This is a genomic window from Microbacterium telephonicum, from assembly GCF_003651225.1.
In the GTDB taxonomy this organism is placed as follows: Bacteria; Actinomycetota; Actinomycetes; order Actinomycetales; family Microbacteriaceae; genus Microbacterium; species Microbacterium telephonicum.
Genome location: NZ_RCDB01000004.1, coordinates 80,864 through 103,806 on the forward strand (window position 1 = coordinate 80,864; position 22,943 = coordinate 103,806).

Annotated in this window: 20 protein-coding genes and 1 pseudogene; 9 read left to right on the plus strand and 12 right to left on the minus strand. The window is 71.3% G+C overall.

Annotated features, from left to right (window positions below):
- Window positions 1-99 precede the first annotated feature (99 nt).
- Window positions 100-939, minus strand: coding sequence for an exodeoxyribonuclease III (locus C7474_RS13865; protein WP_121060932.1), 840 nt, complete (start codon window positions 937-939; stop codon window positions 100-102).
- A 161-nt stretch (window positions 940-1,100) separates the two neighbouring features.
- On the opposite strand from C7474_RS13865, the gene C7474_RS13870 reads away from it, so the two are divergent.
- Window positions 1,101-1,532, plus strand: coding sequence for a hypothetical protein (locus C7474_RS13870; protein ID WP_241965273.1), 432 nt, complete (start codon window positions 1,101-1,103; stop codon window positions 1,530-1,532).
- 234 nt (window positions 1,533-1,766) lie between these two features.
- On the opposite strand, the gene pntB is transcribed toward C7474_RS13870, so the two are convergent.
- Complete coding sequence (pntB, locus tag C7474_RS13875; protein ID WP_241965274.1) at window positions 1,767-3,212, minus strand: Re/Si-specific NAD(P)(+) transhydrogenase subunit beta; 1,446 nt, start codon at window positions 3,210-3,212, stop codon at window positions 1,767-1,769.
- A complete protein-coding gene (locus C7474_RS13880) occupies window positions 3,209-4,756 on the minus strand; it encodes a Re/Si-specific NAD(P)(+) transhydrogenase subunit alpha (RefSeq protein ID WP_121060934.1) in 1,548 nt (515 codons plus the stop codon). Before C7474_RS13880 ends, pntB begins: the two co-directional genes overlap by 4 nt.
- 116 nt (window positions 4,757-4,872) lie before the next feature.
- On the opposite strand from C7474_RS13880, the gene pyrE reads away from it, so the two are divergent.
- The gene (gene pyrE, locus C7474_RS13885; RefSeq protein WP_121060936.1) at window positions 4,873-5,448 is read left to right on the plus strand and encodes an orotate phosphoribosyltransferase; all 576 of its coding nucleotides are present in this window, start codon (window positions 4,873-4,875) and stop codon (window positions 5,446-5,448) included.
- Window positions 5,449-5,464: 16 nt separating this feature from the next.
- On the opposite strand, the gene C7474_RS13890 is transcribed toward pyrE, so the two are convergent.
- Together C7474_RS13890 and C7474_RS13895 are read right to left on the minus strand one after the other, a co-directional pair.
- Window positions 5,465-5,650 carry a hypothetical protein gene (locus C7474_RS13890; RefSeq protein ID WP_121060938.1) on the minus strand — a complete coding sequence of 62 codons (186 nt, stop codon included), beginning with the start codon at window positions 5,648-5,650 and terminating at the stop codon, window positions 5,465-5,467.
- Between the two features lie 158 nt (window positions 5,651-5,808).
- Complete coding sequence (locus C7474_RS13895) at window positions 5,809-6,615, minus strand: HAD-IIA family hydrolase (protein ID WP_121060940.1); 807 nt, start codon at window positions 6,613-6,615, stop codon at window positions 5,809-5,811.
- Between the two features lie 35 nt (window positions 6,616-6,650).
- Here C7474_RS13895 and C7474_RS13900 point away from each other — a divergent pair, with 35 nt between their 5' ends.
- Window positions 6,651-7,601, plus strand: coding sequence for an SDR family NAD(P)-dependent oxidoreductase (locus tag C7474_RS13900; RefSeq protein ID WP_121060942.1), 951 nt, complete (start codon window positions 6,651-6,653; stop codon window positions 7,599-7,601).
- Between the two features lie 60 nt (window positions 7,602-7,661).
- Here the strand turns inward: C7474_RS13900 and C7474_RS13905 are convergent, their stop codons facing one another.
- Both C7474_RS13905 and C7474_RS13910 read right to left on the minus strand, forming a co-directional pair.
- A complete protein-coding gene (locus tag C7474_RS13905; protein ID WP_121060944.1) occupies window positions 7,662-8,303 on the minus strand; it encodes a metal-dependent transcriptional regulator in 642 nt (213 codons plus the stop codon).
- A gap of 33 nt (window positions 8,304-8,336) precedes the next feature.
- Window positions 8,337-9,617 (minus strand): Nramp family divalent metal transporter, encoded by a 1,281-nt coding sequence (locus C7474_RS13910; RefSeq protein ID WP_121060946.1) that lies wholly within the window; start codon window positions 9,615-9,617, stop codon window positions 8,337-8,339.
- Window positions 9,618-9,796: 179 nt separating this feature from the next.
- Between C7474_RS13910 and C7474_RS13915 the strand changes: the two genes are divergently transcribed.
- Window positions 9,797-10,489: a TrmH family RNA methyltransferase gene (locus C7474_RS13915; RefSeq protein WP_121060948.1), complete on the plus strand. Its 693-nt coding sequence runs from the start codon at window positions 9,797-9,799 to the stop codon at window positions 10,487-10,489.
- Window positions 10,490-10,492: 3 nt separating this feature from the next.
- On the opposite strand, the gene C7474_RS13920 is transcribed toward C7474_RS13915, so the two are convergent.
- Window positions 10,493-11,812, minus strand: coding sequence for an MATE family efflux transporter (locus C7474_RS13920; RefSeq protein WP_121060950.1), 1,320 nt, complete (start codon window positions 11,810-11,812; stop codon window positions 10,493-10,495).
- A 96-nt stretch (window positions 11,813-11,908) separates the two neighbouring features.
- Between C7474_RS13920 and C7474_RS13925 the strand changes: the two genes are divergently transcribed.
- The 3 genes from C7474_RS13925 to C7474_RS13935 all read left to right on the plus strand — a co-directional run bounded on the left by C7474_RS13925 (window position 11,909) and on the right by C7474_RS13935 (window position 16,772).
- Window positions 11,909-13,762, plus strand: coding sequence for a lipase family protein (locus C7474_RS13925; RefSeq protein WP_121060952.1), 1,854 nt, complete (start codon window positions 11,909-11,911; stop codon window positions 13,760-13,762).
- A gap of 62 nt (window positions 13,763-13,824) precedes the next feature.
- Window positions 13,825-15,804 carry a M13 family metallopeptidase gene (locus tag C7474_RS13930; RefSeq protein WP_121061213.1) on the plus strand — a complete coding sequence of 660 codons (1,980 nt, stop codon included), beginning with the start codon at window positions 13,825-13,827 and terminating at the stop codon, window positions 15,802-15,804.
- Window positions 15,801-16,772: a serine hydrolase gene (locus C7474_RS13935; protein WP_121060954.1), complete on the plus strand. Its 972-nt coding sequence runs from the start codon at window positions 15,801-15,803 to the stop codon at window positions 16,770-16,772. Before C7474_RS13930 ends, C7474_RS13935 begins: the two co-directional genes overlap by 4 nt.
- A gap of 224 nt (window positions 16,773-16,996) precedes the next feature.
- Here C7474_RS13935 and purU read toward each other — a convergent pair whose 3' ends face one another.
- Both purU and C7474_RS13945 read right to left on the minus strand, forming a co-directional pair.
- Window positions 16,997-17,875, minus strand: a complete 879-nt coding sequence (purU, locus tag C7474_RS13940) for a formyltetrahydrofolate deformylase (RefSeq protein WP_121060956.1) — start codon at window positions 17,873-17,875, stop codon at window positions 16,997-16,999.
- A 125-nt stretch (window positions 17,876-18,000) separates the two neighbouring features.
- Window positions 18,001-19,179, minus strand: a complete 1,179-nt coding sequence (locus C7474_RS13945; RefSeq protein WP_121060958.1) for a cobalamin-independent methionine synthase II family protein — start codon at window positions 19,177-19,179, stop codon at window positions 18,001-18,003.
- A gap of 210 nt (window positions 19,180-19,389) precedes the next feature.
- Here C7474_RS13945 and C7474_RS15350 point away from each other — a divergent pair.
- Window positions 19,390-19,557 (plus strand): annotated as a pseudogene (locus C7474_RS15350) (hypothetical protein); the annotation flags it as partial.
- A gap of 97 nt (window positions 19,558-19,654) precedes the next feature.
- Window positions 19,655-19,819, plus strand: coding sequence for a hypothetical protein (locus C7474_RS15355; RefSeq protein WP_241965293.1), 165 nt, complete (start codon window positions 19,655-19,657; stop codon window positions 19,817-19,819).
- Window positions 19,820-19,898: 79 nt separating this feature from the next.
- Here the strand turns inward: C7474_RS15355 and C7474_RS13955 are convergent, their stop codons facing one another.
- Window positions 19,899-21,410: a peptide MFS transporter gene (locus C7474_RS13955; protein WP_121060960.1), complete on the minus strand. Its 1,512-nt coding sequence runs from the start codon at window positions 21,408-21,410 to the stop codon at window positions 19,899-19,901.
- Between the two features lie 52 nt (window positions 21,411-21,462).
- Window positions 21,463-22,860: an MFS transporter gene (locus tag C7474_RS13960; protein ID WP_121061215.1), complete on the minus strand. Its 1,398-nt coding sequence runs from the start codon at window positions 22,858-22,860 to the stop codon at window positions 21,463-21,465.
- Window positions 22,861-22,943: the final 83 nt, after the last annotated feature.

A 22,943-nucleotide genomic window follows, 5' to 3' on the forward strand; every position in this document is an offset into this window, starting at 1 on the left:
TGGTCGGTGCGCATGTCACGCGATGTGCGCTCTCGGCGCTTCCGCACGGGCCATTCGTGTGACACGGTCGCGCGGATGCCGGGGTCGCCGACCCGTGCGTCAGAAGATCATCGGGCGGTCGTCATCGTCGCCGCCGCCGAGGTCGAGGTCGACGACCACCGGCACGTGGTCGCTCGGGATCTCGCCCTTGCGCTCGTCGCGGTGGATCGCGGCGCCGACGACGGCATCCGCGAAGGAATGCGAGCCGAGGATGAAGTCGATGCGCAGGCCCTCGTTTCGGGGGAAGCGCAGCTGCTTGTAGTCCCAGTAGGTGTAGCCGGTCGGCACGAGCGGGCGCACGGTGTCGGCCAGCCCCGCATCCAGCAGTGCCTGGAACGCGGCGCGCTCGGGCGGCGAGACATGCGTGGTGACGCCCTCGATGACCGTCGGATCGCCGTTGTCGGCATCCGTCGGCGCGATGTTGAAGTCTCCGGTGAGGGCGAGCGCGAGGTCGGGGTCGGCGGCGAGGGCGTCGGCGGTGTAGCCGCGCAGCGCCTCGAGCCAGGCGAGCTTGTAGGTGTAGTGCGGGTCGTCGAGCGAGCGGCCGTTGGGGACGTAGAGGCTCCACACACGCACCCCGTCGACGGTGGCGCCGAGGGCGCGGGCCTCCTGCGGGGCGTCGGGACCGTCGTGCCCCTTCGCGAACCCTGGCATGCCGGGGAAGCCGACCTCGACCTGCTCGAGGGGGAGCCTGCTGGCGATCGCGACGCCGTTCCACTGATTGAGGCCGTGCGCCTCGACGTGGTAGCCGGCGGCCTCGAACTCGGCGTACGGGAACTGCTCGGGCTTGCACTTGATCTCCTGCATCGCGAGCACGTCGACGTCTTCGCGGACGGCGAACTCCACGGTGCGGACGACCCGCGCGCGGATCGAGTTGACGTTCCAGGTGGCCAGGCGCATGGCATCCAGCCTACGGTCGCCCACCGACGTCGCCCGCCCGGCGGCGCCCGGCCGCCTCGCGCCGCCCCCACCCTCTCGGCGCCGACATGTTCTCTCACGGATGCGGGATTGTCACGGCCCGCGGGAGCGCGAGGGTCGGGGCGCGCTCCTAGCCTGCGGGCATGGATGCCGTGCCGCGCCGCGCAGGCCGCCCGCTCCATGTCGGCCTGCTCGTCGTGGCGTGGTTCTCGCTCGTCTCGGCGCTCGTCGGCATGGTGGGCCTCACCCTCGGCGGGGGCATGGGCATCCCGCTCGAGTGGATCGCCGGAACGGGGTTCACGTCGTACTTCTGGCCCGGCGTCATCCTCGGCGTCGTCGTCGGTGGTGCACAGGTGCTGGCCCTCGTCGCGACGCATGGGCGCTATCGCCTCGGCCCCGGGATGCACGCCGCGGCCGGACTGGTGATGCTGATCTGGATCTTCGTCGAGATCGCGCTCATGCTCGTGTGGTCGCCGCTACACGGGATCTACTTCGTCGCCGGACTCGTGCAGGTCGTGCTCGCCGTGCTCGCCCTCGGCGCCTGGCCGCGCCCCTTCCTCGCCCGCGACCGCTGACCCGCCCGGCGCTCCCGCCCGGCGCTCCGGCCCGCGGCTCCCGCTCGCGTCCCCGGCCGCGAGCCCCAGCATCCGCGAGACCTCAACGGGCCGCCGAGACCGCGGGTACGACCCACGGTCTCGGCGTGCAGATGAGGTCTCGCGGATTCGGGATCGCGGATGCGGCCACCAGAATCCCAGGCGGACGCGGGCCCCGCGGATGCCGCATCCTCGAGCGCGCGGCAGCGCCCGGGGTCAGAGGGCGCGGAGGATGTCCTCCACCCGGTCCTTGGCGTCGCCGAAGAGCATCTGCGTGTTCTCGCGGAAGAACAGCGGGTTCTGCACGCCGGCGTAGCCCGAGGCCATCGAGCGCTTGAAGACGATGACGTTGCGCGCCTCCCACACGTGCAGCACCGGCATCCCGGCGATGGGGCTGCCCGGGTCCTCCGCCGCGGCGGGGTTGACCGTGTCGTTCGCGCCGATCACGAGGACGACGTCGGTGTCGGAGAAGTCGTCGTTGATCTCGTCGAGTTCCAGCACGATGTCGTACGGCACCTTCGCCTCGGCCAGCAGCACGTTCATGTGCCCGGGCAGACGCCCGGCGACCGGGTGGATGCCGAAGCGCACGTCGACGCCCCGCTCGCGCAGTCGCGCCGTGAGGTCGGCGACCGGGTACTGCGCCTGCGCGACGGCCATCCCGTATCCGGGGGTGATGATGACCGACGACGCGCCCGAGAGCAGCTCCGCCGCCGACGCGGCGTCGATCTCGCGGTGCTCGCCCTGCTCCTCGTCGTCGCCGCGCGGTGCTTCGATGCCGAAGCCACCCGCGATCACCGACAGGAACGAGCGGTTCATGGCCTTGCACATGATGTACGACAGGTACGCACCCGACGAGCCGACGAGCGCGCCGGTCACGATCAGCAGGTCGTTGTTCAGCAGGAAGCCCGCCGCGGCCGCCGCCCAGCCCGAATAGCTGTTGAGCATCGAGACGACGACGGGCATGTCGCCGCCGCCGATCGAGGCGACCAGGTGCCAGCCGAGGGCGAGGGCGAGCAGGGTCACCACGATCAGCAGCCACAGCTCGGGGGTGATGACGTACCAGACGGTGAGCAGCACGAACAGGACGAGCGCCCCGACGTTCAGGAGGTTCTTGCCCGGCAGCATGAGCGGCTTGCTCGACATCCGCCCCGACAGCTTGAGGAACGCGACGATCGACCCGGTGAAGGTGACGGCGCCGATGAAGACCCCGATGAACACCTCGGCGTGGTGGATGCCGACCAGTTCGGGCGCGATGCCCTCGTCGTAGAGGGCGCCGTTCCAGCCGACGAGCACCGCGGCGAGACCGACGAACGAGTGCAGCAGGGCGATGAGCTCCGGCATCCCGGTCATCTCGACCTTGCGCGCCCGCCACAGGCCGATGACGGCGCCGACGACGATCGCCGCGACCAGCAGGGCCACACCGAGGTACAGGGTCACGTCGTCGGGCACCATCCCGCCGCGGGCGATGACGACGAGGAAGGTGGCGATCAGGGCGATCGTCATGCCCGAGACGCCGTAGGCGATGCCGCGCCGGGCCGTCTCCTGCTTGCTGAGGCCCGCGAGGGCGAGGACGAACAGCAGGGCGGCGACGATGTACGCGGCGGTGGCGATCGACTGCGCGAGTTCGAGCGCGCCGGTCTGTGCGGTCGCGATGACGTTCACTTCTGGTCACCCTTCTGGAACATGGCGAGCATTCGCCGAGTGACGGCGAACCCGCCGAAGATGTTGATGGAGGCCAGCAGCACCGCGACGGCGGCCAGCACCTGCACGAGCGGGTCGGGGACGATGATCTGGCTCATCGCGCCGACGACGATGATGGCGCTGATCGCGTTCGTGACGCTCATGAGCGGCGTGTGCAGCGCGTGGGCGACCTTGCCGATGACGTAGAAGCCGATGATCACCGACAGCGTCAGCACGAGGAAGTGCTGCGGCAGCGGCGCCGGGGCGAACGCGCACACGAGGAACAGCACGGCGATGCCGACGACGGTGAGCGCCGACTTCGCGCCGGTCGACATCGTCTTCTTCGGCGCGGCCGGTGCGATCTCGGCGGCGGCCTTCGCGGCCGGGGCGGCCGAGACCTGCACGGGCGGAGGCGGCCAGGTCACGGCGCCGTCCTGGGTGACCGTGACGGCGCGCTGCACGACGTCGTCGTGGTCGAGCACGAGCGAACCGTCCTTGCCGGGCGTCAGCAGTTTCAGCAGGTTGAGCAGGTTCGTGCCGTAAAGCTGCGAGGCCTGCTGCGGCAGCCGGCCGGCCAGATCGGTGTAGCCGAGGATCGTGACGCCGTTGGCGGTCACGACGCGCTCGCCGGCGACCGAGCCCTCGACGTTGCCGCCCTGCGCGGCGGCCATGTCGACGATGACACTGCCCGGCTTCATGCTCGCGACATCGGCCGCGGTGATCAGCCGCGGCGCGGCCCGCCCGGGGATCAAGGCGGTCGTGACGATGATGTCGACGTCGGCGGCCTGGTCGCTGTAGAGCTTCGCGGCGGCGGCGTCGTAGGCGGCGCTCGTCGCCTTGGCGTAGCCGTCGGACGAGACCTCCTTCTGCTCGTCGGGGACCACGACCTCGAGGTAGGTGCCGCCGATCGACTTCACCTGGTCGGCGACCTCGGGGCGCGGATCGGTGGCGCGCACGATGGCGCCGAGGCTGGATGCCGCGCCGATCGCGGCGAGGCCGGCGACGCCGGCGCCCGCGATGAGCACCTTCGCGGGCGGGACCTTGCCGGCCGCGGTCACCTGACCGGTGAAGAAGCGCCCGAACTCGTGCGCCGCCTCGACGACCGCGCGGTAGCCGGCGATGTTGGCCATGGAGCTGAGCACATCCATCGACTGTGCGCGTGAGATGCGCGGGACGGCGTCCATCGCGAGCCCGGTGACGCCGCGCGCGGCGAGCGCCGACAGCAGCTCCGGGCGCAGGGCGGGGCTCAGCAGGGCCACCAGGGTCGCACCCGGCGTCAGGAGGGCGATCTCGGCATCCGTCGGCGCGGCGATCTTGAGCACGACATCCGACCCCCACGCCGTGGCGGCGTCGACGATGAGCGCGCCCGCGTCGGTGTAGGCGGCATCCGGGAACGACGAGGCCGATCCGGCACCCGCCTCGACGACGACCTCGTAGCCCAGGTCGATGATCTTCTGGACGGTGACCGGCGACGCCGCGACACGGCTCTCACCCGCCTGTTCTGCCACGATGCCGATGCGGGCCATGTGCGATGCTCCCCTGTTGCGGTTCCGCCCCCGACTATAGGGGGCGCGCCACGCCCGACCCGGGATGGATGCCGGTGAAAAATCGCCATCGATGACGGTTCCGTAGACTTCTGGGCATGACCGCCGCCTCCACGCCCGAGCTCGAATCCGACCGTCAGTCCCTCATCGGGCTGATCCGCGACGAGGCGGTGTTCCACGGCGACTTCACGCTCTCCAGCGGCAAGAAGGCGACCTACTACGTCGACATGCGCAAGCTCACGCTCGACCACCGTGCCGCCCCCGCGATCGGCCGTCTCGTGCTCGACATCGTGCGCGACCTCGACGTCGACGCCATCGGAGGCCTCACCCTCGGCGCCGACCCGATCGCCAACGCCGTGCTGCACGCGTCGGTGCACTCCGGCACCCCGGTCGACGCGTTCGTCGTGCGCAAGGAGCCCAAGGACCACGGCCGCGGCCGCCAGATCGAGGGCGCCGAGGTCGCCGGCAAGCGCGTCGTGATCGTCGAGGACACCTCCACCACGGGGGGCTCCCCCTTGAAGGCGGCCGAGGTGGCGCGCGCCGCCGGCGCCGACGTCGTTGCGGTCGTCACGGTCGTCGATCGCAAGACGGGCGCGCAGGCGGCCGTCGAGGCCCAGGGCTATCAGTGGCGGTCGGTCATCGACCTCGCCGACCTGGGGCTGCAGCCGCAGTAAGGCCGGCGCGCGCCCGTCAGGACTTGAACATCGGCGTCTGCGACGCGAGCGCGAGGAACAGCCCGAGCACCGTCAGGATGACGATGCCGCGGCCGTTGGGCAACGGCGTGCCCTGCGGGGCGTCGCGCCGTCCGCGAAGGAACAGTACGAGCGCGATCACGAGGATCGCGAGAGCGGTGATCACGAGCACCAGGGACATCATGAGCGGTCTCCTCGATTCCTCACGAACTGCACGACGAACACGACGAGCGTCGTCGCGAGGATCACGGCGCTCGTGAGCAGGAGCAGGGTCTGCTCGGTCTCGTTCATCGCGGATGCCGCACGCTGCGTGCCGCCTCAGTGCTCCACCCCGTGCGCGACTCAGTAATCATCGGGAAACTCGGTCTCGGCCGGCTCGTGCAGCAGATCCGCGACGGAATCGATGACCTCGTCGGGCCGGAACGGGAAGCGGGCGATCTCGGCGTCGTCGGCGATGCCAGTGCGCACGAGCACGGTGTGCAGGCCCGCCTCGATGCCGGCGACGACATCGGTGTCCATGCGGTCACCGATCATGCCGGTGTTCTCGGAGTGCGCGCCGATGCGGTTCATCGCGGAGCGGAACATCATCGGGTTCGGCTTGCCGACGACGTAGGGCTGCTTGCCGGTGGCGTGGGAGATGAGCGCGGCGAACGATCCGGTGGCCGGCACGACGCCGTCGGGCGTCGGCCCGGTGGCATCCGGGTTGGTGATGATGAAGCGGGCGCCCGCGTTGATGAAACGGATCGCCTTGGTGATCGAGTCGAACGAGTAGTTGCGGGTCTCGCCCACGACCACGTAGTCGGGCTGGGTCTCGGTCATGATGTAGCCGGCCTCGTGGAGGGCGGTCGTCAGCCCCGCCTCGCCGATGACGAACGCCGTGCCGCCCGCATGCTGCGACTTCAGGAACTCGGCGGTCGCGAGCGCCGACGTCCAGATGCGGTCCTCCGGAACCTCCAGTCCCGACATCCGCAGCCGCGCACTGAGATCGCGCGGCGTGTAGAACGGGTTGTTCGTCAGCACGAGGAACGGCGTGCCCTCGGTGCGCCACTGCTCGAGCAGTTCGGCGGCGCCCGGGATGGGACGGTTCTCGTGGACGAGGACGCCGTCCATGTCGGTCAACCAGCATTCGATGTCGGCGCGTGTCCGCATGCCGCCAGCCTACTGTGCGGCCGTAGTCTCGACGTGTGGCCGTCGACCCGTGGAACCCCCAGGATCTGCCCGACCTGAGCGGGCGGCGCTACCTGGTGACCGGTTCCAACGCCGGTCTCGGGTTCTTCTCCTCGCTGCAGCTGGCCGGTGCCGGCGCGCACGTCATCATGACCGGTCGCAACCCTGCGAAGCTGTCGGCGGCGCGCGCGGCCGTGCTGCGACGGTATCCGGATGCCGACCTCGCCACCCTGGCCCTCGACGTGAGCAACCTCGGCTCGCTCCGTGCCGCCGCCGCGACCGTCCGCGGGCGCGCGGGGCTCAACGGCGTGCTGCTGAACGCCGGCATCGTGCATCCGCCGAAGCAGCGCGAGACGACGCGTGACGGCCACGAAGTGGTGTTCGCGACCAACGTGCTCGGCCACTACGCGCTCGCCGGCGAGCTGCTGCTCTCGCTCGCCGCCGGACGCGGCCGGATGGTGTGGCTCGGGTCGATGTCGACGTCGATGTGGGCGTACGACCCGATCGACATCGAGCTCGAGAACGGCTATACGCCGTGGCGGGCATATGTCCAGTCGAAGGTCGCGACGACGGCGATCGGACTGGAAGCCGACCGTCGGCTGGCCGAAGCGAAGGTGCCGGTGCAGAGCGTGGTCGCCCACCCGGGGTACTCCACGAGTGGTCGCACCCGCGGCATCGTCGGGGTGAATGCCCCGTCGCGCATGTCACGCTTCGTCGACAACCTGCAGGCGCCGATCACGCAGTCCAAGGAGCACGGCGCCTGGCCGCTCGTGCGGGCCCTCGCCGATCCCGTGGTCGAGGGCGGCGAGTTCTGGGGGCCGTCGCGCATCGTGTCGGGAGAGCCGCGGCGCGCGACGCCCGCCAAGGTGGCGCGCGACCCCGAGATCGCCGCGCGGCTGTGGAACTACTGCGAGCACGCCACGAGCCCGTGGCCGTACCTCAAGGCCTCGAAGACCCGCGCGCGCTGATCCCGCCCGTGGTCGCCCGAGGTTCGGCCCGTGCCGGCGACGCTCGGCCGTGCTGCGGGGTCAGGCGGGGGCGGTGAGCCAGACGGCGTCCCGCACGTCGGCCGACAGGGCCGCATCCGCCCCGCTCACGTGCACGCCCGACGGTGTCACCGTCACCTCGACGCCGACGTCCAGCCCCGCCTCCTCGCAAGCGCGCAGCAGTGCCGGGTCGCGGTCGCTCACGCGCAGCACGCGTCCGGTGTGTCCGGCGGGGGCGTCGGCGAGCAGGATGAAGGGCTCCCGGTGCACGTGGCCCTCGGCATCCGGGATCGCATCGCCGTGCGGATCGAACCGTGGGCTGCCCAGTCGCGCGTCGATGCCGTCGAGCAGCCGATCACTGATGGTGTGCTCGAGCACCTCGGCCTCGTCGTGCACCTCGTCCCACGCGTAGCCGAACTCGCGCACGAGCCAGGTCTCGATGAGGCGATGGCGGCGGATGATCGCCGCCGCGCGCTTCTCGCCGGCCGGCGTCAGGGAGATCGGGCCGTACGGGCGGTGCGCGACGAGGTCCTGCGCGGCGAGCTTCTGCACCATCTCGGTCACCGTCGACGGCGCGAGGCCGAGCACGCCGGCCAGCTGCGACGGCGTGATGCGGGCGCTCTGCCACTCGGTGTGGTGGTAGATCGTCTTCAGGTAGTCGTCGACCGCGGCGGAGTTCGGCATCCGCCCCAGGCTAGCGGTGCCCGCATCCGCCGCTCACCCGCCGGTGAGCACCAGCCACAGCAGCAGCGTGTTCAACGTGATGAGGAACGCGGATGCCGCCACGCCGGCCGCGGTCGTCCACCAGCGGTTGCGGTGCGTGCCGAGCACGCTGCGCCGAGCCGTGAGGGCGACGAGGGGGACGAGGGCGAACGGGATGCCGAAGCTCAGCACGACCTGGCTGAGCACGAGGGCGAGCGTCGGGTCGACGCCGAGCGCGAGGATCACGAGCGCGGGGGCGAGGGTGACCAGGCGGCGGGCCAGCAGCGGGATGCGCACCCGCAGCAGCCCCTGCATGATCTCGGCGCCGGCGTAGGCGCCTACGGCCGTGCTCGCCAAGCCGCTCGCGAGCAGGCCGACCGCGAACAGCGTCGCCACGACGATGCCGAGGTTGTCGGACAGCGCCGCGTACGCGCCCTCGAGGCTGTCGGTGCCCGGCACGCCCGCGAGGTTCGCGGCGGCCAGCAGCAGGATGCAGAGGTTCACGGTGCCCGCGATGACGAGGGCGATCGTGACGTCCCACCGCGTCGCGCGCAGCACGCGCCGCACCCCCACGGCGCGATCCTCGCTGCGCGCCGACGACGCGGTGAACCGGTCCCGGGCCAGGGCCGAATGCGCGTAGATCGCGTGCGGCATGATCGTCGCGCCGAGGATCGAGGCGGCCAGCAGCACCGAGTCGGTGCCCTCGAAACGCGGGATCATCCCGTCGAGGGTGGCGGCGGCATCCGGGGGTGCGACGAACACGCCGTATGTGAAGCCGAGGGCGATGATCGCGAGCAGCCCGATGACGACGAACTCGAAGCTGCGCGCGCCGCGCCGCTGCTGGATGAGCAGAAGCGCGATCGAGACGACGCCCGTGATGACACCGCCGGCCAGCAGCGGCACGCCGAACAGCAGCCACAGCGCCACGGCGCCGCCGATCACCTCGGCGATGTCGGTCGCCATGGCGACGAGCTCGGCCTGCAGCCAGTAGGCGCGGCGTCCCCAGCGGCTGCGGATTCGATCGCCGAGCGTCTCGGCGAGGCTGCGGCCCGTGACGACGCCGAGTTTGGCCGAGAGGTACTGGATGAGCCACGCCATCGTGTTGCCGAGCACGACGACCCACACGAGCAGATAGCCGTAACGGGCACCCGCGGTCATGTTGCTGGCGACGTTGCCCGGGTCGAGGTACGCGACGCCCGCGACGAGCGCGGGGCCGAGCAGCCACGCGACGCGGGTGCCGGTGGAGCGGGGGCGCGGCGGGACGGCGGCGGTCGTGGTGATCGGATTTTTCGGCATGCCGAAACCTTAGCGCTTAGTTTTCGGGGCGCCGAAAAATGCGAGGTTCGCGCGTGAGTCGGTGCAGTTCTCCGGACGATCAGGCCACGGCGCGGGGCGCCACCGCGGATTCCCGGGGGCGGCTGGGGGCTCGAGCCGCGGTCATCCGGAGAAGTGAACGCCTCGCGTACCCTGGACCGGTGACCGAGCCCGCCCCCGACACCACCGTCGGCGGGCCGTCGAGCGCGACGGCGGGCGAGCCGCAGCCGCCGGACGCGGGGGAGCCGCAGCTGCCGGTCGGCGTGGGGCCGTGGCCCGGTGGGCCCGAGGCGTGGCCGGCCGATCCGCACTACGATCCCGAGCTGCTCGCCCAAGGCGACCGCCGCAACGTCGTCGACCGGTACCGCTACTGGACGATGGACGCCATCGTCGCCGACCTCGACGCGCACCGGCATCCGTTCCACGTCGCGATCGAGAACTGGCAGCACGACATGAACATCGGCTCGATCGTGCGCAGCGCGAACGCGTTCGGAGCCGCCGAGGTGCACATCATCGGCAAGCGCCGCTGGAACCGGCGCGGTGCGATGGTGACCGACCGTTACCAGCACGTGCGTCACCACGAGGACGTCGCGGCCTTCGCGGCGTGGGCTCGGGACGCCGGACTCCCGGTGGTCGCCGTCGACAACGTGCCGGGCTCGGTGCCCGTCGACCGCGCCGACCTGCCCGAGCGTGCGGTGCTGCTGTTCGGTCAGGAGGGGCCGGGCCTGTCGCCCGAGGCCGTGGCCGCCGCATCCGCCGTCGTGGAGATCACGCAGTACGGCTCGACCCGGTCGATCAACGCCTCCGCCGCCGCGGCCGTCGTCATGTACGAGTGGTGCCGCCGCTGGGCCTGAGCCTCACGCCCCGGCGGTGAGCCAGGCCGCGCCCCGCACGCGCCAGCCGAGCGTCGCGAGTCGGGCGAGCATGTAGACGCCGAAGAAGCACACGGCGAGCCACATCAGGCCGATCGCACCCGTCGGCTGCAGCCACCACACGATGAGCAGCGCGGGCAGATAGGGGACGAGGTTCAGCACGCCCGCGATCGCGAGGTACTTCGCATCGCCGGCGCCGATGAGCACCCCGTCGAGCACGAACACGACGCCGCAGATCGGCTGCGCGACGGCGAGCACGAGCAGCGCGGGCTGGATGAGCGCCGCCAGTTCCGAGTCGCCGGTGAACAGCAGGCCGAGCACGCCCGACGAGGCGGCGACGAGCCCGCCGACGATCACCCCGAACCACACGCCCCACGCGACCGTGCGCCCCAGCACGCGCCGCACGAACGGCTCGTCCCCGGCACCCAGCCCCTTCCCGATCAGCGCCTGCGCGGCGATCGCGAGGGCATCGAGGGCGAACGCCGCGGTCGAGAACATCGTGAACGCCACCTGCCACCCGGCCAGCTCGTCCGTGCCGACGGCCGTCGCGACGGCGACGGTCACGAGCAGCGCCACCCGCAGCGACACGGTGCGCAGGAACAGCCAGCCGCCCGACCGCGCCGATCCGCGCAGGCCGTCACGGCGGGGGAGGACGGATGCGGCGTGCCGCCGTGCCAGCCGTCCCACGACGACGACGTAGGCGCCGACCATCGCCCACTGCGCGACGACGGTGCCGGCGGCCGACCCCGCGATGCCCCAGCCGAAGCCGTAGATGAACAGGGCGTTCAGCAGGATGTTCGCGCCGAATCCGGCGCCGGCGATCCACAGCGGGGTGACGGTGTCCTGCATCCCGCGCAGCAGCCCGGTTGCGGCGAAGACGATGAGCATCGCCGGGAGGCCCCACATCGACAGCGACAGGTAGATCTCGGCCTGCTCGGCGACCTCGGGGGTCGCGCCGAAGAGGGCGACGGCGGGCGGGGTGAGCCACGATCCGGCGACGGCGAGCAGGGCGCCGAGTCCGAGCGCGAGCCAGAGGCCGTCGATACCGGCCGACACGGCGTCGCCGTGGGCGCCGGCGCCGAATCGGCGTGCGACGGCGGGTGTGGTCGAGTACGCGAGGAAGACCATGAGGCCGACGATCGTCTGCAGCACCGCCGAGGCGATGCCGAGTCCGGCGAGCGGTTCGACGCCGAGGTGGCCGATCATCGCGCTGTCGGCGATGAGGAAGAGCGGCTCCGCGATGAGCGCGCCGAGCGCCGGGACCGCCAGCCGCAGGATCTCGCGGTTGAGGGTCGGCGCAGGCATGTTCCGAGCCTAGAGGCGCCTGCGCGACCCCTCGCGGAAGCGGAAGCTACGGCGGCGTGGGGGAGACGTCGAGGCGCGGCGGGTTAGCGTGGAGGGATGGCTCGGCGGCCCGGCATCCTCGCGCGCGTGCCGGTGGTGCGTCTGCACGCGCGCCAGCCGGCATGGCTGCAGGCGAGCCTGGCCGCAGTCTCGGTCGTGCTCGGTGCCGTGATCGTCATCCGCCCGACGACGGCGCTCGACCTGCTGGCCGTGCTGCTCGGCGCCGGCATGATCCTCAGCGGCGCTCTGGAGCTCACGGGTCGCGCCGACGACGCGGGTGCCGCGGCCGACACCACCGCCCCCTCCGCCACCGCCGCCGACTCCGCGCCGTCCCGGCGGTGGTGGGCGATCCCGGTCGCGCTCGCCTGGGTGGGCGGCGGGGTGTTCGTGCTGCTGTGGCCCGGGCTGACCGTGCGCGCCGTCGCCGGTCTCGTCGGTGTGCTGCTGCTCGTCAGCGGCACGCTCGGCGTCGTCTCGGCCTTCCGCCGCGGCCGCGGCTGGGACGCGCGCATCGCGGATGCCGCCTTCGGCGCGAGCGGGCTCATCTTCGGGGTCATCGGTCTCTTCTGGCCCGACATCACGCTGCTCGTCGTCGCGGTCGTCTTCGGCGCCTCGCTGCTCATGCGCGGCATCGCCGACCTCTGGACCCTGTCGCGCCGCCGGCGCCGCCGCCGGCATCCGGATGCCGAGGCGAAACCGCGCTGGGGGCGCACCGTCCTCGCGGTCGGCTCCCTCGCCCTCGCGATCGCCGTCGCCGCGCTGACGGCCCCGCTGCGCGACGGATCGTCGGTGACAGACCCGTTCTACGCCGCGCCGCGCGACATGCCCGCCACCGCCGGCCACCTCGTGCGCGCCGAGGAGTTCACCCGAGCGATGCCGTCGAACTCACGCGCCTGGCGCATCCTCTACACGACCACGGGTGTCGACGGGAGGGTGCGCGTCGCGAGCGGCCTCGTGATCGTGCCGAAGGATGCCGAGCCCGGCCAGCGGTTCCCCACCGTCGCGTGGGACCACGGCACCACCGGCTTCGCCGAGCACTGCGCCCCCTCGGTGCAGGACCGGCCGCTGTGGTCGGGGGGCATGTACTTCCCCTCGAAAGTCATCAACCAGGGGTGGGCGATGGTCGCGCCCGACTACATCGGCCTCGGCACGCAGGGACCGCACCCGTACCTGTTCGGCGAGCCGAGCGCGCACGCCACCCTCGACGCGGTGCGCGCCGCGTGGGAGTTGACCGAGGCGCAGCTCAGCCGCAACACCGTCGTGTGGGGCCATTCGCAGGGAGGCGGCGCGGCGCTGTGGACGGGGGCCCTGCGCGACGAGTACGCGCCGCGCGTGGCGGTGCGCGGAGTCGCGGCGCTCGCGCCGGCCAGCGACCCGCCGAGCCTCGTCGAAGGCGTCACCGAGATCACCGGCGGCAGCATCTTCGCCTCGTTCGCCTTCCAGGCCTTCTCCGAGATCGAACCCGACGTCAGCTACGGCGACTACATCCGCCCCGGCGCGCAGACGGTCGTTCGCGCGATGGCGCAGCGTTGCCTCACCGACCCCGGCACGATCGTCTCGGTACTCGCCGCCGTAGGCATGAGCACCGACCCCGACATCTTCGCGAAAGACCCGACGACCGGCCCCCTCGGCGCCGCGCTGCGCCACAACGCACCGCCGTCGGACATCGGGATGCCGCTGTTCATCGGCCAGGGCGCCGACGACTCCGTCGTGCCCGCGCGCACCCAGGACGGGTACGTCGAACGTCTCTGCCGCGCCGGGCAGACCGTCGACTACCGCGTCTACGACGGATTCGAGCACGCCCAGGTCATGGAGAGCTACTCCCCGCTCGTCGACGACCTCCTCGCCTGGACGAAGGCGCGATTCGAGGGACGACCGGCCGACCCCGGATGCCGGCGCACCGACGGCTGAGCACGCCGGCATCCGCGCATCTCCCCGCCGCGCACACAGACCCGGCGACTATCCTCGTCAGCATGACCGATGCCCCCCGCTCCGGTATCCAGCTCGACGAGCTGAGCGCCGACATCCGCCCGCAGGACGACCTCTTCCGCCACGTCAACGGCTCGTGGATCGAGCGCACCGAGATCCCGGGCGACAAGGCGCGCTGGGGATCGTTCCACCTCATCGCCGAGCAGGCCGAGAAAGACGTGCACGCCATCATCGAAGAGGCGCAGCAGGCGGATGCCGGCACCGAGGAGCGCAAGATCGGCGACCTGTTCGCGAGCTTCATGGACACCGAGCGCATCGAGGCGAAGGGTGCCGAGCCGCTGCGGGCGCAGCTGGCCGCCGCCGATGCGGTGACCGACATCGCCTCGTTCCTGCGCACGGCGGGCTCACTCGAGCGCGAGGGCGTGGGCGGGCCGTTCGGCACCTACATCGAACCCGACCCGGGCAACCCGCAGCGCTACGTCGCGTTCTTCGTGCAGGGCGGCCTGTCGCTGCCCGACGAGAGCTACTACCGTCTCGAGAACTTCGCGAACACGCGTACCGCCTACCGCGCCTACGTCGCGACGATGCTCGGCCTCGCCGGGGTCGCCGGCGCCGAGGAGCAGGCCGACCGCGTGCTCGCGCTGGAGACCGAGCTCGCGGCGTTCCACTGGGACAACGTGCGCACGCGCGACGCCGTCGCCACCTACAACCTCATGGGCTGGGATGCCGTCGTCGAGCTCGTCGGGGTCGACCTGGGTCCGTGGCTGGAGGCGGTGGCATCCGGCCAGGAGGACGGCTTCGCCGACATCAACGTCAACGAACCGAGCTTCTTCGAGGGCCTCGGAACCCTGCTGACCGAGGAACGTCTCGACGATTGGAAGGCGTGGCTGCGGCTGCACGTCATCCGCTCGGCGGCACCGTTCCTGTCGCAGGAGTTCGTCGACGCGAACTTCGCGTTCTACGGCACCGAGCTCACCGGCGTGCCCGTCAACCGCGAGCGCTGGAAGCGGGGCGTGAGCTTCGTCGAGGCGGCGATGGGCGAGGCCGTCGGCCGCGTCTACGTCGAGCGGCACTTCCCGCCGCGGGCGAAGGACGAGATGGACGAGCTCGTCGCCAACCTGATCGAGGCGTACCGGCAGTCGATCACCGCGCTGGAGTGGATGACGCCGGCCACCCGCGACCGGGCGCTCGAGAAGCTCGACGCCTTCACGCCGAAGGTCGGCTACCCGGTGAAGTGGAAGGACTACTCCGCGCTCGCCGTCGACGGCGACGACCTGCTCGGGAACGTCCGCCGCGCCGGGGAGTGGGAGCACGTGCGACAGCTCGCGAAGCTCGGGTCTCCCATCGACCGCGACGAGTGGTACATGACCCCGCAGACGGTCAACGCCTACTACAACCCCCTCATGAACGAGATCGTCTTCCCCGCCGCGATCCTGCAGTTCCCGTTCTTCGACCCCGACCGCGACGCCGCCGCCAACTACGGCGGCATCGGCGCCGTCATCGGCCACGAGATCGGCCACGGCTTCGACGACCAGGGCAGCGCCTTCGACGGCACCGGCGCCCTGCACGACTGGTGGACGGATGCGGACCGCGCGGCGTTCCAGCAGCGCACCGGCGCCCTCATCGCGCAGTACGAGGCGCTCGTCCCGCAGGGACTCGACGCCCAGCACCACGTCAACGGTGCTCTGACGATCGGCGAGAACATCGGCGACCTCGGCGGGCTCGGCATCGCGATCAAGGCCTACCGCCTGCACCTGGCCGCCACCGGATCGACCGACCCCGACGGCCCCGTCATCGACGGCTTCACCGGCATCCAGCGCCTGCTGCTGAGCTGGGCGCAGATCTGGCAGCAGAAGGGCCGTGACGCCGAGACGATCCGTCTGCTCACGATCGACCCGCACTCCCCCAACGAGTTCCGGTGCAACCAGATCGTCCGCAACATCGACGAGTTCTACGCGGCCTTCGACGTCACCTCGGGTGACGCGCTGTGGCTCGCCCCCGACGAGCGCGTCACGATCTGGTGAGCGAGCGGCCGCGCACGCGCCGCTCGGGCGCGGACGAGCCCCCCACGTCGCGGGGCGCGGAGGAGACTCCGCCCTCGCGGGGCGCGTCGCGTCGTTCGCCGTCCGGCGAGCGGCGGGCGCCCTCGCGCGCGTCGCTGCGCCAGCGGTCGTTCATCGGCACGCTGAAGGCGCTCGACGCCGTCGCCGCGGCGGGAGCGCAGGTGTCGGTGCGGGTCGTCGACCTCGATAGCGGCGCGGTCGTGCTCAGCGGCGACGACCACCTGACGCTGCCCGTCGGCGGCCTCGGCGTCGTGCCGCTGCTGATCGAGGTCGCCGCGCAGATCGAGGCGGGCACGCTCGACCCGTTCGAGATCATCGACCGCGGGTCGGTGCCGGCGGTCGGCGTGGCGGGCATCTGGCAGCACCTGAAGGCGCCGGCCCTGCCGGTGTGCGACCTCGCGGTGCTGGCGGCTGCCGCATCCGACGCCGCGGCGGCCAACGCCCTGCTCGCGCGCGTCGGTCTGGACGCCGTGCGTGCGCGGATCGACGCGCTCGGACTGTCGAAGACGGCGCTCATCGACGGGTTCCGCGACGTGCGCGGCCCCGACGACGCGCCGCAGGTCGCGCTCGCGACCGCCGGCGAACTGGCGGAACTGTTCGCGGGCATCGTCAACGCCCGACTCGTCTCACCCGGCGTGAGCGCGCAGGTGGGCGAGTGGCTGAACCTCAACCAGGATCTCGCCCTCGTCGGGGCGGCGACCGCGCTCGACCCGTTCGCCCACGAGGACGACCGGCACGGCTTGCTGTTCGTCAGCAAGACGGGCCGCGCCGACGGCATCCGCGCCGAGGCGGGCGTGCTCGCCGGTCCCCGCGGCGGCGTCGCCTACGCCCTGATCGTGTGCTTCGACGACCTCTCGATCGCGCACCGCCTGCGCGCCCACGAGGCGTTCCGGATGCTGGGCTCCGACCTCATGGAGTACGTGTTCTGAGCCTGGCGCCCCGGTCCGGGGCGTTTCGACTCGTCGCTGCGCTCCTCGCTCAACGACCGGAGGGCGCCGCGAACCGGTGCATGTCACACGAACGGCCGCCGGGCAGCATCCGCACCGACCAATCGTGCGACACGCTCGCCGTGCGTGTCACACGAAATGCCGCCGCATGGATGCCGCACCGACCAATCGTGTGACATGCGCGCCGCGGTGCCCCGAGCTGCGGGTCAGAAGACGATGGTGTGGTTGCCGTGGCGGATGACGCGGTCCTGCGCGTGCCACAGCACGGCGCGCGAGAGCACCTGGCGCTCGACGTCGGCGCCGCGACGGGCGAGCTCCGACACGGTGTCGGCGTGGGTGACGCGGATCGTGTCCTGCTCGATGATCGGCCCCTCGTCGAGGTCGGTCGTGACGTAGTGCGAGGTCGCTCCGATGAGCTTGACGCCGCGCTGCTGCGCCTTCTTGTACGGCTCCGCGCCGATGAAGGCCGGCAGGAACGAGTGGTGGATGTTGATCACCGGCACGCCGAGCTTGGTCAGGAAGTCGCCCGACAGGATCTGCATGTAGCGGGCGAGCACGACGAAGTCGACGTTGCCGACGAGCAGCTTCAGCAGCTCGGCCTCGGACGCCGACTTGTCGGGGCCGGGCACCGACGGCACGTGGAAGAACGGCACGCCGAAGCTGCGCACGTCTTCGGCCGTGGCGGTGTGGTTGGAGACGACCATCGGGATCGACACCGGCAGGTCGCCGCGGCGGTGGCGCCACAGCAGGTCGAGCAGGCAGTGGTCCTGCTTGCTCGCGAGGATCGCCATGCGCTTGGGCACCGACTGGTCGGTGAGCGACCACTCGAGCTCGAAGCCTGCGAGGGTCTGCGCGATCTCCGCCTCGATCTGCGGCCGGTCGGCCGCGAAGTCGGGACGGTGGAACACGACGCGCTGGAAGTACGCGCCGCCGCGCGGGTCGTCGGAGTACTGGTCGAACGCGACGATGTTGCCCCCGATGCGGGTGATCAGCGCCGAGACGGCCGCGATGATCCCGGGGCTGTCCTTGCCGTGCACGATGAGGCACGCGTGGGCAGGCAGCAGCGACGGGGAGTGCACGGTCATCCCTCGATTCTGCCGTGTCTGCACCCTGCCGTTACACGCGAGGGGTCGCGACACGCGGCACGGCCGGAGCCGGATGCCGCGTGTCGCGACCCCTCGTGTGGATGCGCGGGCGCGAGCGCGAGCGGTCAGGCGCGGCGGGCGCCCTCGCCGAGCGATGCGAGCTTCGCCCAGGCGATGTCGGGGTGGATGCGGCCACCCAGCCCGCAGTCGGTCGACGCGATGACGCGGTCCTCGCCGACGATCGCGGTGTAGCGACGGATGCGTTGGGCGACGAGGTCGGGGTGCTCGACGACGTTGGTGGCGTGGCTGACGACGCCGGGCACGAGCACGAGGTCGTCGGGTACGCGGGCGTCGTCCCACACCGGGTACTCGTGCTCGTGGCGCACGTTGCCGGCCTCGAACGAGATCGATCCGACGTTCGCCTTCAAGATCACCGGCAGGATGTCGGCCAGCGCGACGTCGGTGGTGTGCGGGCCGTGCCACGAACCCCAGCACAGGTGCAGGCGCACGAGCTCTTTCGGCAGTCCGGCGATGGCGTGGTTGATCGCCTCGATGCGCAGCGCCGTGAACGCCTGGTAGTCGGCGATCGACGGCTCCGGGTTGATCTGGTCGAAGTTCTCGGCCAGCGACGGGTCGTCGAGCTGCACGATGAGACCGGCATCCGTGATCGCCTTGTACTCCTCGCGGAGGGCGTCGGCCCATGCGAAGATGTGCTCTTCGTCGGTCGCGTAGAAGTCGTTGCGCACACGCGCGGCCGACCCCGGGGCGATCGCGGTGAGGAAGCCCTGCTCGCCGTCGCCGAGGGTCGCCGTGAGGTTGCGGATGTCGGAGGCCACGGCCGCCTGACCGCGGTAGCGGATCGGGCCGGTCGTGGTCGGGAACGCGGTCGCGCCGGCGCCGACCTCGACGGCCTCGGCGTACACGGCGGGGAAGAGCTGACGGTCGCGACGGTCGAGGAAGCTCGTGAGGCGCACGGCCCCCGGCTCGCTGCGCACGGGCGGCTCGTTGAACGCGTTGACCTCGGTCAGCGACAGCCCCTCGGCGCGCTGGAAGGAATACGACCACCAGGCGCCGTAGTCGACGGCGTTCGACATCGCCTTGCCGAACTCGCCGTCGCCGACGAGCGTGATGCCGGCGTCGCGCTGGCGGGCGACGACGTCGGCGACGGCCTGTGCGGTGAGCTCGGCGAACTCGGGCGTCGACTGCAGCGTGAAGCCGTCTTCGTCGAAGGTGCGCGACGCGTTCGCGTCGATGAGGGCGGCCGTGCGGGGCAGGCTGCCGGAGGTGGTGGTGGGAATGGACATGCGTCTCCTCCTGAGACGGACCCGATGCGTCGGGTGGGGTGTGTCAGAAGGCTCTTGCAGGGGCGATCGTCGCGCGCTGCTCAAGGCGGAGGCTTCCGGTTTCCGAGCCGGTCGCGAGTCTACGGCGTCGCCCGAGACGGGCGACAGGGCGTGACGCCGTGTTAACGCGTCACCACGCTCGATGCGACAGCCCAGCGAGAGGATGCCGTCATGTGGCCGTTCCGCGCCAAGCCGAAGCCGGAGGTGCCGCCGATCGTTTTCGGCGCGCTGACGGGCGGCTGGCCGCTGGTGGTGGCGGTGATCGTCGTCTACGGCGTCTTCAACGCCGTCATCCAATCAGTCGTGCAGCCGAAGGTCGTCGGTGACTCGGTGTCGCTCAACCAGACCATCACGTTCGTCTCGGTGCTGTTCTGGGCGGTCGTGCTCGGCCCGATGGGGGGCGATCCTCGCCGTACCGCTCACACTGCTCGTGCGCATGATCCTCATCGACTCCGACCCGCGCACGGCCTGGATCCGTCCCGCCCTCGGCGAGGTCGACGACGCGAAGCGTCAGATGCAGGCCGAAGACGCCGCCGCCGAGCACGCCCGGCGAGCGCGGCGCGACCGCGCCCGCGAACAGCGGGGCGCCGACCGCGCCTGACCCGGCATCCGTTCCGGACGGTCGCGTTCCGGGCGGCGGACGGCATCGCCCGGCGGGCGGAAGACAGGCGGCGCTGCGCTCAGCGCACACCCTTCATGAGCGCCATCACCGGCTTGACCGCGGCCAGCAGTGCGAGACCCAGCACGATCGCGATGACGCCGAGGACCGAGAAGTACGGAACCTCGTTCGCGGGGTCGTAGAACTGCGCGCACCAGCCGGCGATCGCGGTGCCGAGGGCGACCGACAGGAAGTAGAGCGCGACCATCTGCGTGTGGAAGCGGGCGGGCGCGAGCTTGGTCGTCACGGACAGGCCCGGCGGGGAGATGAACAGCTCCGCGATCGTGAAGATCAGCAGGATGCCGACGATCGCCAGCAGCGGCGTGCCGTTCTGGCCCGTGCCGGTGAACGGCAGGAACGCGAGGAAGGCGAGCCCCATGATCATCGCGCCGAGCGAGAACTTCACCGGAGCCGACGGGGCACGATCGCCCAGCCGCGCCCAGATCGCCGCGAAGACGCCCGACAGGATGATGACGAAGATCGGGTTGATCGAGTTGACCCACGAGATCGGCATCTCCCAGCCGAAGATCTCGCGGTTCAGGCGCTCGTCGGAGTACACCGTGAGCACGGTGAACTGCTGCTGGTACAGCGACCAGAAGCCGACGTTGACGATGAAAAGCGGCAGGAAGCCGATCACGCGCGAGCGCTCCGTCGCGGTGATCGCGCGCGAGCCGATGATGATCGCGAAGTACGCGATCGCGGCGGCCAGGGTCACCAGGATCACGACGGTCGCGAGGTTGTCGGCGCGGATGACGCCGGTGAGCACGAGCACCGCGATCAGCGCGATGCCGGCGACACCGATCCCGATGTAGACGCCGGCGCGGCTGCGCGGCAACGGGTCGGCGACGGTGCGGGCGGCATCCGGAAGCTGCTTGCGGCCGAAGGAGTACTGCACGAGGCCGATCGCCATGCCGACGGCCGCGGCGCCGAAGCCCCAGTGGAAGCCGACGTTGGACTGCAGGATGCCGGTGATGATCGGGCCGAGGAACGCGCCGAGGTTGATGCCGAGGTAGAACAGCGAGAAGCCGGCATCCCGCCGCGGGTCCTTCTCGGCGTACAGCGTGCCGACGACGGCGGTCGCGTTCGCCTTCAGACCGCCCGATCCGAGCGCGACGAGCACGAGGCCGACGCCGAGCCCGGTGACGTTCGGCAGCACCGCCAGGGCGATGTGCCCGGCCATGATGACGATCGCGCTGGAGAACAGCACCCGCTCCGAGCCGAGCACGCGGTCGGCCAGCCACGCGCCGAGGATCGTCGCGAGGTACACCGAGCCGCCGTACGCCCCCACGATGCCCGTCGCGACGCCGCGGTCGATGCCCAGGCCGCCGTCGGCGACCGAGAAGTACATGTAGATGAGCAGGATGCCCTGCATGCCGTAAAAGCTGAAGCGCTCCCACATCTCGACGCCGAAGAGGTGCGCGAGAGCCCACGGCTGACCGAAGAAGCGGGTGTCGTGGTCGCCGGCCGAGGGCTCGGGCTCGCTCAGCGAACCGGTGGGCGGGCCGACCGGCTCCTGGCGTGGTGCGTCGCTCATGGCTTGAACCTAGCCGGTGGGTGTGCGCTGCGGCAGGCTCCCCGGCCGGGGATCACGGCAGGGACGGACGGGTCTCGTGCGGATCGCGTCGACGGGGGATGAAGAGGGCGACGACGAGGGCGATGACGGCCGCGCCGAGCCCGAGCACGAACGCGAGCTGGAAGCCGGACACCGACGGGACCGGCACGCCGTCGTACTCGACGGTATGCGTCGCGAGCACCGCGGCGACGACGGCGGCGGCCGTGCTGGTGCCGAGGGAGCGGAAGAGGGCGTTGAGGCCGTTCGACGCGCCGGTCTCGGTCTGCGGGACCGAGCGCATGATGAGCATCGGCATGGCGGCGTATCCGAAGCCGATGCCCACGCCGATGACGAGGTTCGCCACGACGAGCTGCCACACCTCGGCGGAGAAGAGCAGCGTGAAGCCGTACGCGACGACGAGCGAGACCGCGCCGAGTACGAGCAGCAGCGTCGGTCCGACGGTGCGGGCGAGGCGTCCCGAGAACGGCGAGAGCACCATCATCACGAGACCGGCCGGCATGACGACGAGGCTCGCCCCGAGGAGAGACAGCCCGAAGCCGCCGGTGGCGACGGGCAGCTCGAGCATCTGCGGGTACACGACGTTCGAGCCGAACAGCGAGAAGCCCATCGCGATCGAGGCGAGGTTGGTGAGGAGTACGGCCGGGCGCGCCGCGACCCGGAGGTCGAGCAGCGGCTCGGCGATGCGCAGCTCGTACCAGCCCCACACCAGCAGCACGACGATGCCGCCGATGCCGCACGCGAGGGTCGCCGGCGACGTCCAGCCCCACTCGTTGCCGCGGGAGATGGCCAGGAGCACGCCCATGAGGCCCGCGGCGAGTCCGGCGGCCCCGACGAAGTCGAACCGGCCCGGGGCCCGCAGCACGCTCACCGGAACGATCCACAGCACGAGGGCGAACACGATGGCGCCCAGGGCGCCGGAGACCCAGAACAGCACGTGCCAGTCGCTGCGCTCCGTGATGAGGGCGCTGATCGGCATCCCGAGCGCGCCGCCGACGCCGAGGGTCGCGCTGATGAGGGCGATCGCGGAATCGACGCGGTCCTCGTGGAGGACGTCGCGCAGGATCGAGATGCCGAGGGGGATGACGCCGGTGACGGCCCCTTGCAGCGTGCGTCCGACGATGACGCCGACGATGCCGGTCGACAGCGCCGCGATCACCGACCCCGCCACGAGCAGCGCCAGCAGCACGAGGACGATGCGCCGCTTGCCGTACATGTCGCCCAGACGCCCGGCGATCGGGGTCATGACGGCGGCGGCGAGCAGTGTCGAGGTGACCACCCACGCGGTGTCCTCGCGGCTCGCGTCGAGGAGCTCGGGGAGCTTGGACTGGATGGGCACGACCAGCGTGAACATGAACGACGACGCGAGCCCGGCGATCGCGAGGACGGCGACGATCGCGCCCTGCGCGGGCATCCGGGTGAGTCGCCGTCGCCCGTCCTCCTCGTTTCCGCGCATCGGATCAGGCTATCGCCGCCCCGGTGCGCGAGGGTCGTGTC

Coding starts and splice junctions, on each gene's coding strand:
- C7474_RS13865 (WP_121060932.1), bottom strand. CDS start 939: ATGCGCCTGGCCACCTGGAACGTCAACTCGATCCGCGCGCGGGTCGTC.
- C7474_RS13870 (WP_241965273.1), top strand. CDS start 1,101: ATGGATGCCGTGCCGCGCCGCGCAGGCCGCCCGCTCCATGTCGGCCTG.
- C7474_RS13880 (WP_121060934.1), bottom strand. CDS start 4,756: ATGGCCCGCATCGGCATCGTGGCAGAACAGGCGGGTGAGAGCCGTGTC.
- pyrE (WP_121060936.1), top strand. CDS start 4,873: ATGACCGCCGCCTCCACGCCCGAGCTCGAATCCGACCGTCAGTCCCTC.
- C7474_RS13890 (WP_121060938.1), bottom strand. CDS start 5,650: ATGATGTCCCTGGTGCTCGTGATCACCGCTCTCGCGATCCTCGTGATC.
- C7474_RS13895 (WP_121060940.1), bottom strand. CDS start 6,615: ATGCGGACACGCGCCGACATCGAATGCTGGTTGACCGACATGGACGGC.
- C7474_RS13905 (WP_121060944.1), bottom strand. CDS start 8,303: ATGCCGAACTCCGCCGCGGTCGACGACTACCTGAAGACGATCTACCAC.
- C7474_RS13910 (WP_121060946.1), bottom strand. CDS start 9,617: ATGCCGAAAAATCCGATCACCACGACCGCCGCCGTCCCGCCGCGCCCC.
- C7474_RS13920 (WP_121060950.1), bottom strand. CDS start 11,812: ATGCCTGCGCCGACCCTCAACCGCGAGATCCTGCGGCTGGCGGTCCCG.
- C7474_RS13925 (WP_121060952.1), top strand. CDS start 11,909: ATGGCTCGGCGGCCCGGCATCCTCGCGCGCGTGCCGGTGGTGCGTCTG.
- C7474_RS13930 (WP_121061213.1), top strand. CDS start 13,825: ATGACCGATGCCCCCCGCTCCGGTATCCAGCTCGACGAGCTGAGCGCC.
- purU (WP_121060956.1), bottom strand. CDS start 17,875: ATGACCGTGCACTCCCCGTCGCTGCTGCCTGCCCACGCGTGCCTCATC.
- C7474_RS13945 (WP_121060958.1), bottom strand. CDS start 19,179: ATGTCCATTCCCACCACCACCTCCGGCAGCCTGCCCCGCACGGCCGCC.
- C7474_RS15355 (WP_241965293.1), top strand. CDS start 19,655: ATGATCCTCATCGACTCCGACCCGCGCACGGCCTGGATCCGTCCCGCC.
- C7474_RS13955 (WP_121060960.1), bottom strand. CDS start 21,410: ATGAGCGACGCACCACGCCAGGAGCCGGTCGGCCCGCCCACCGGTTCG.
- C7474_RS13960 (WP_121061215.1), bottom strand. CDS start 22,860: ATGCCCGCGCAGGGCGCGATCGTCGCCGTCCTCGCGATCGCCGGGCTC.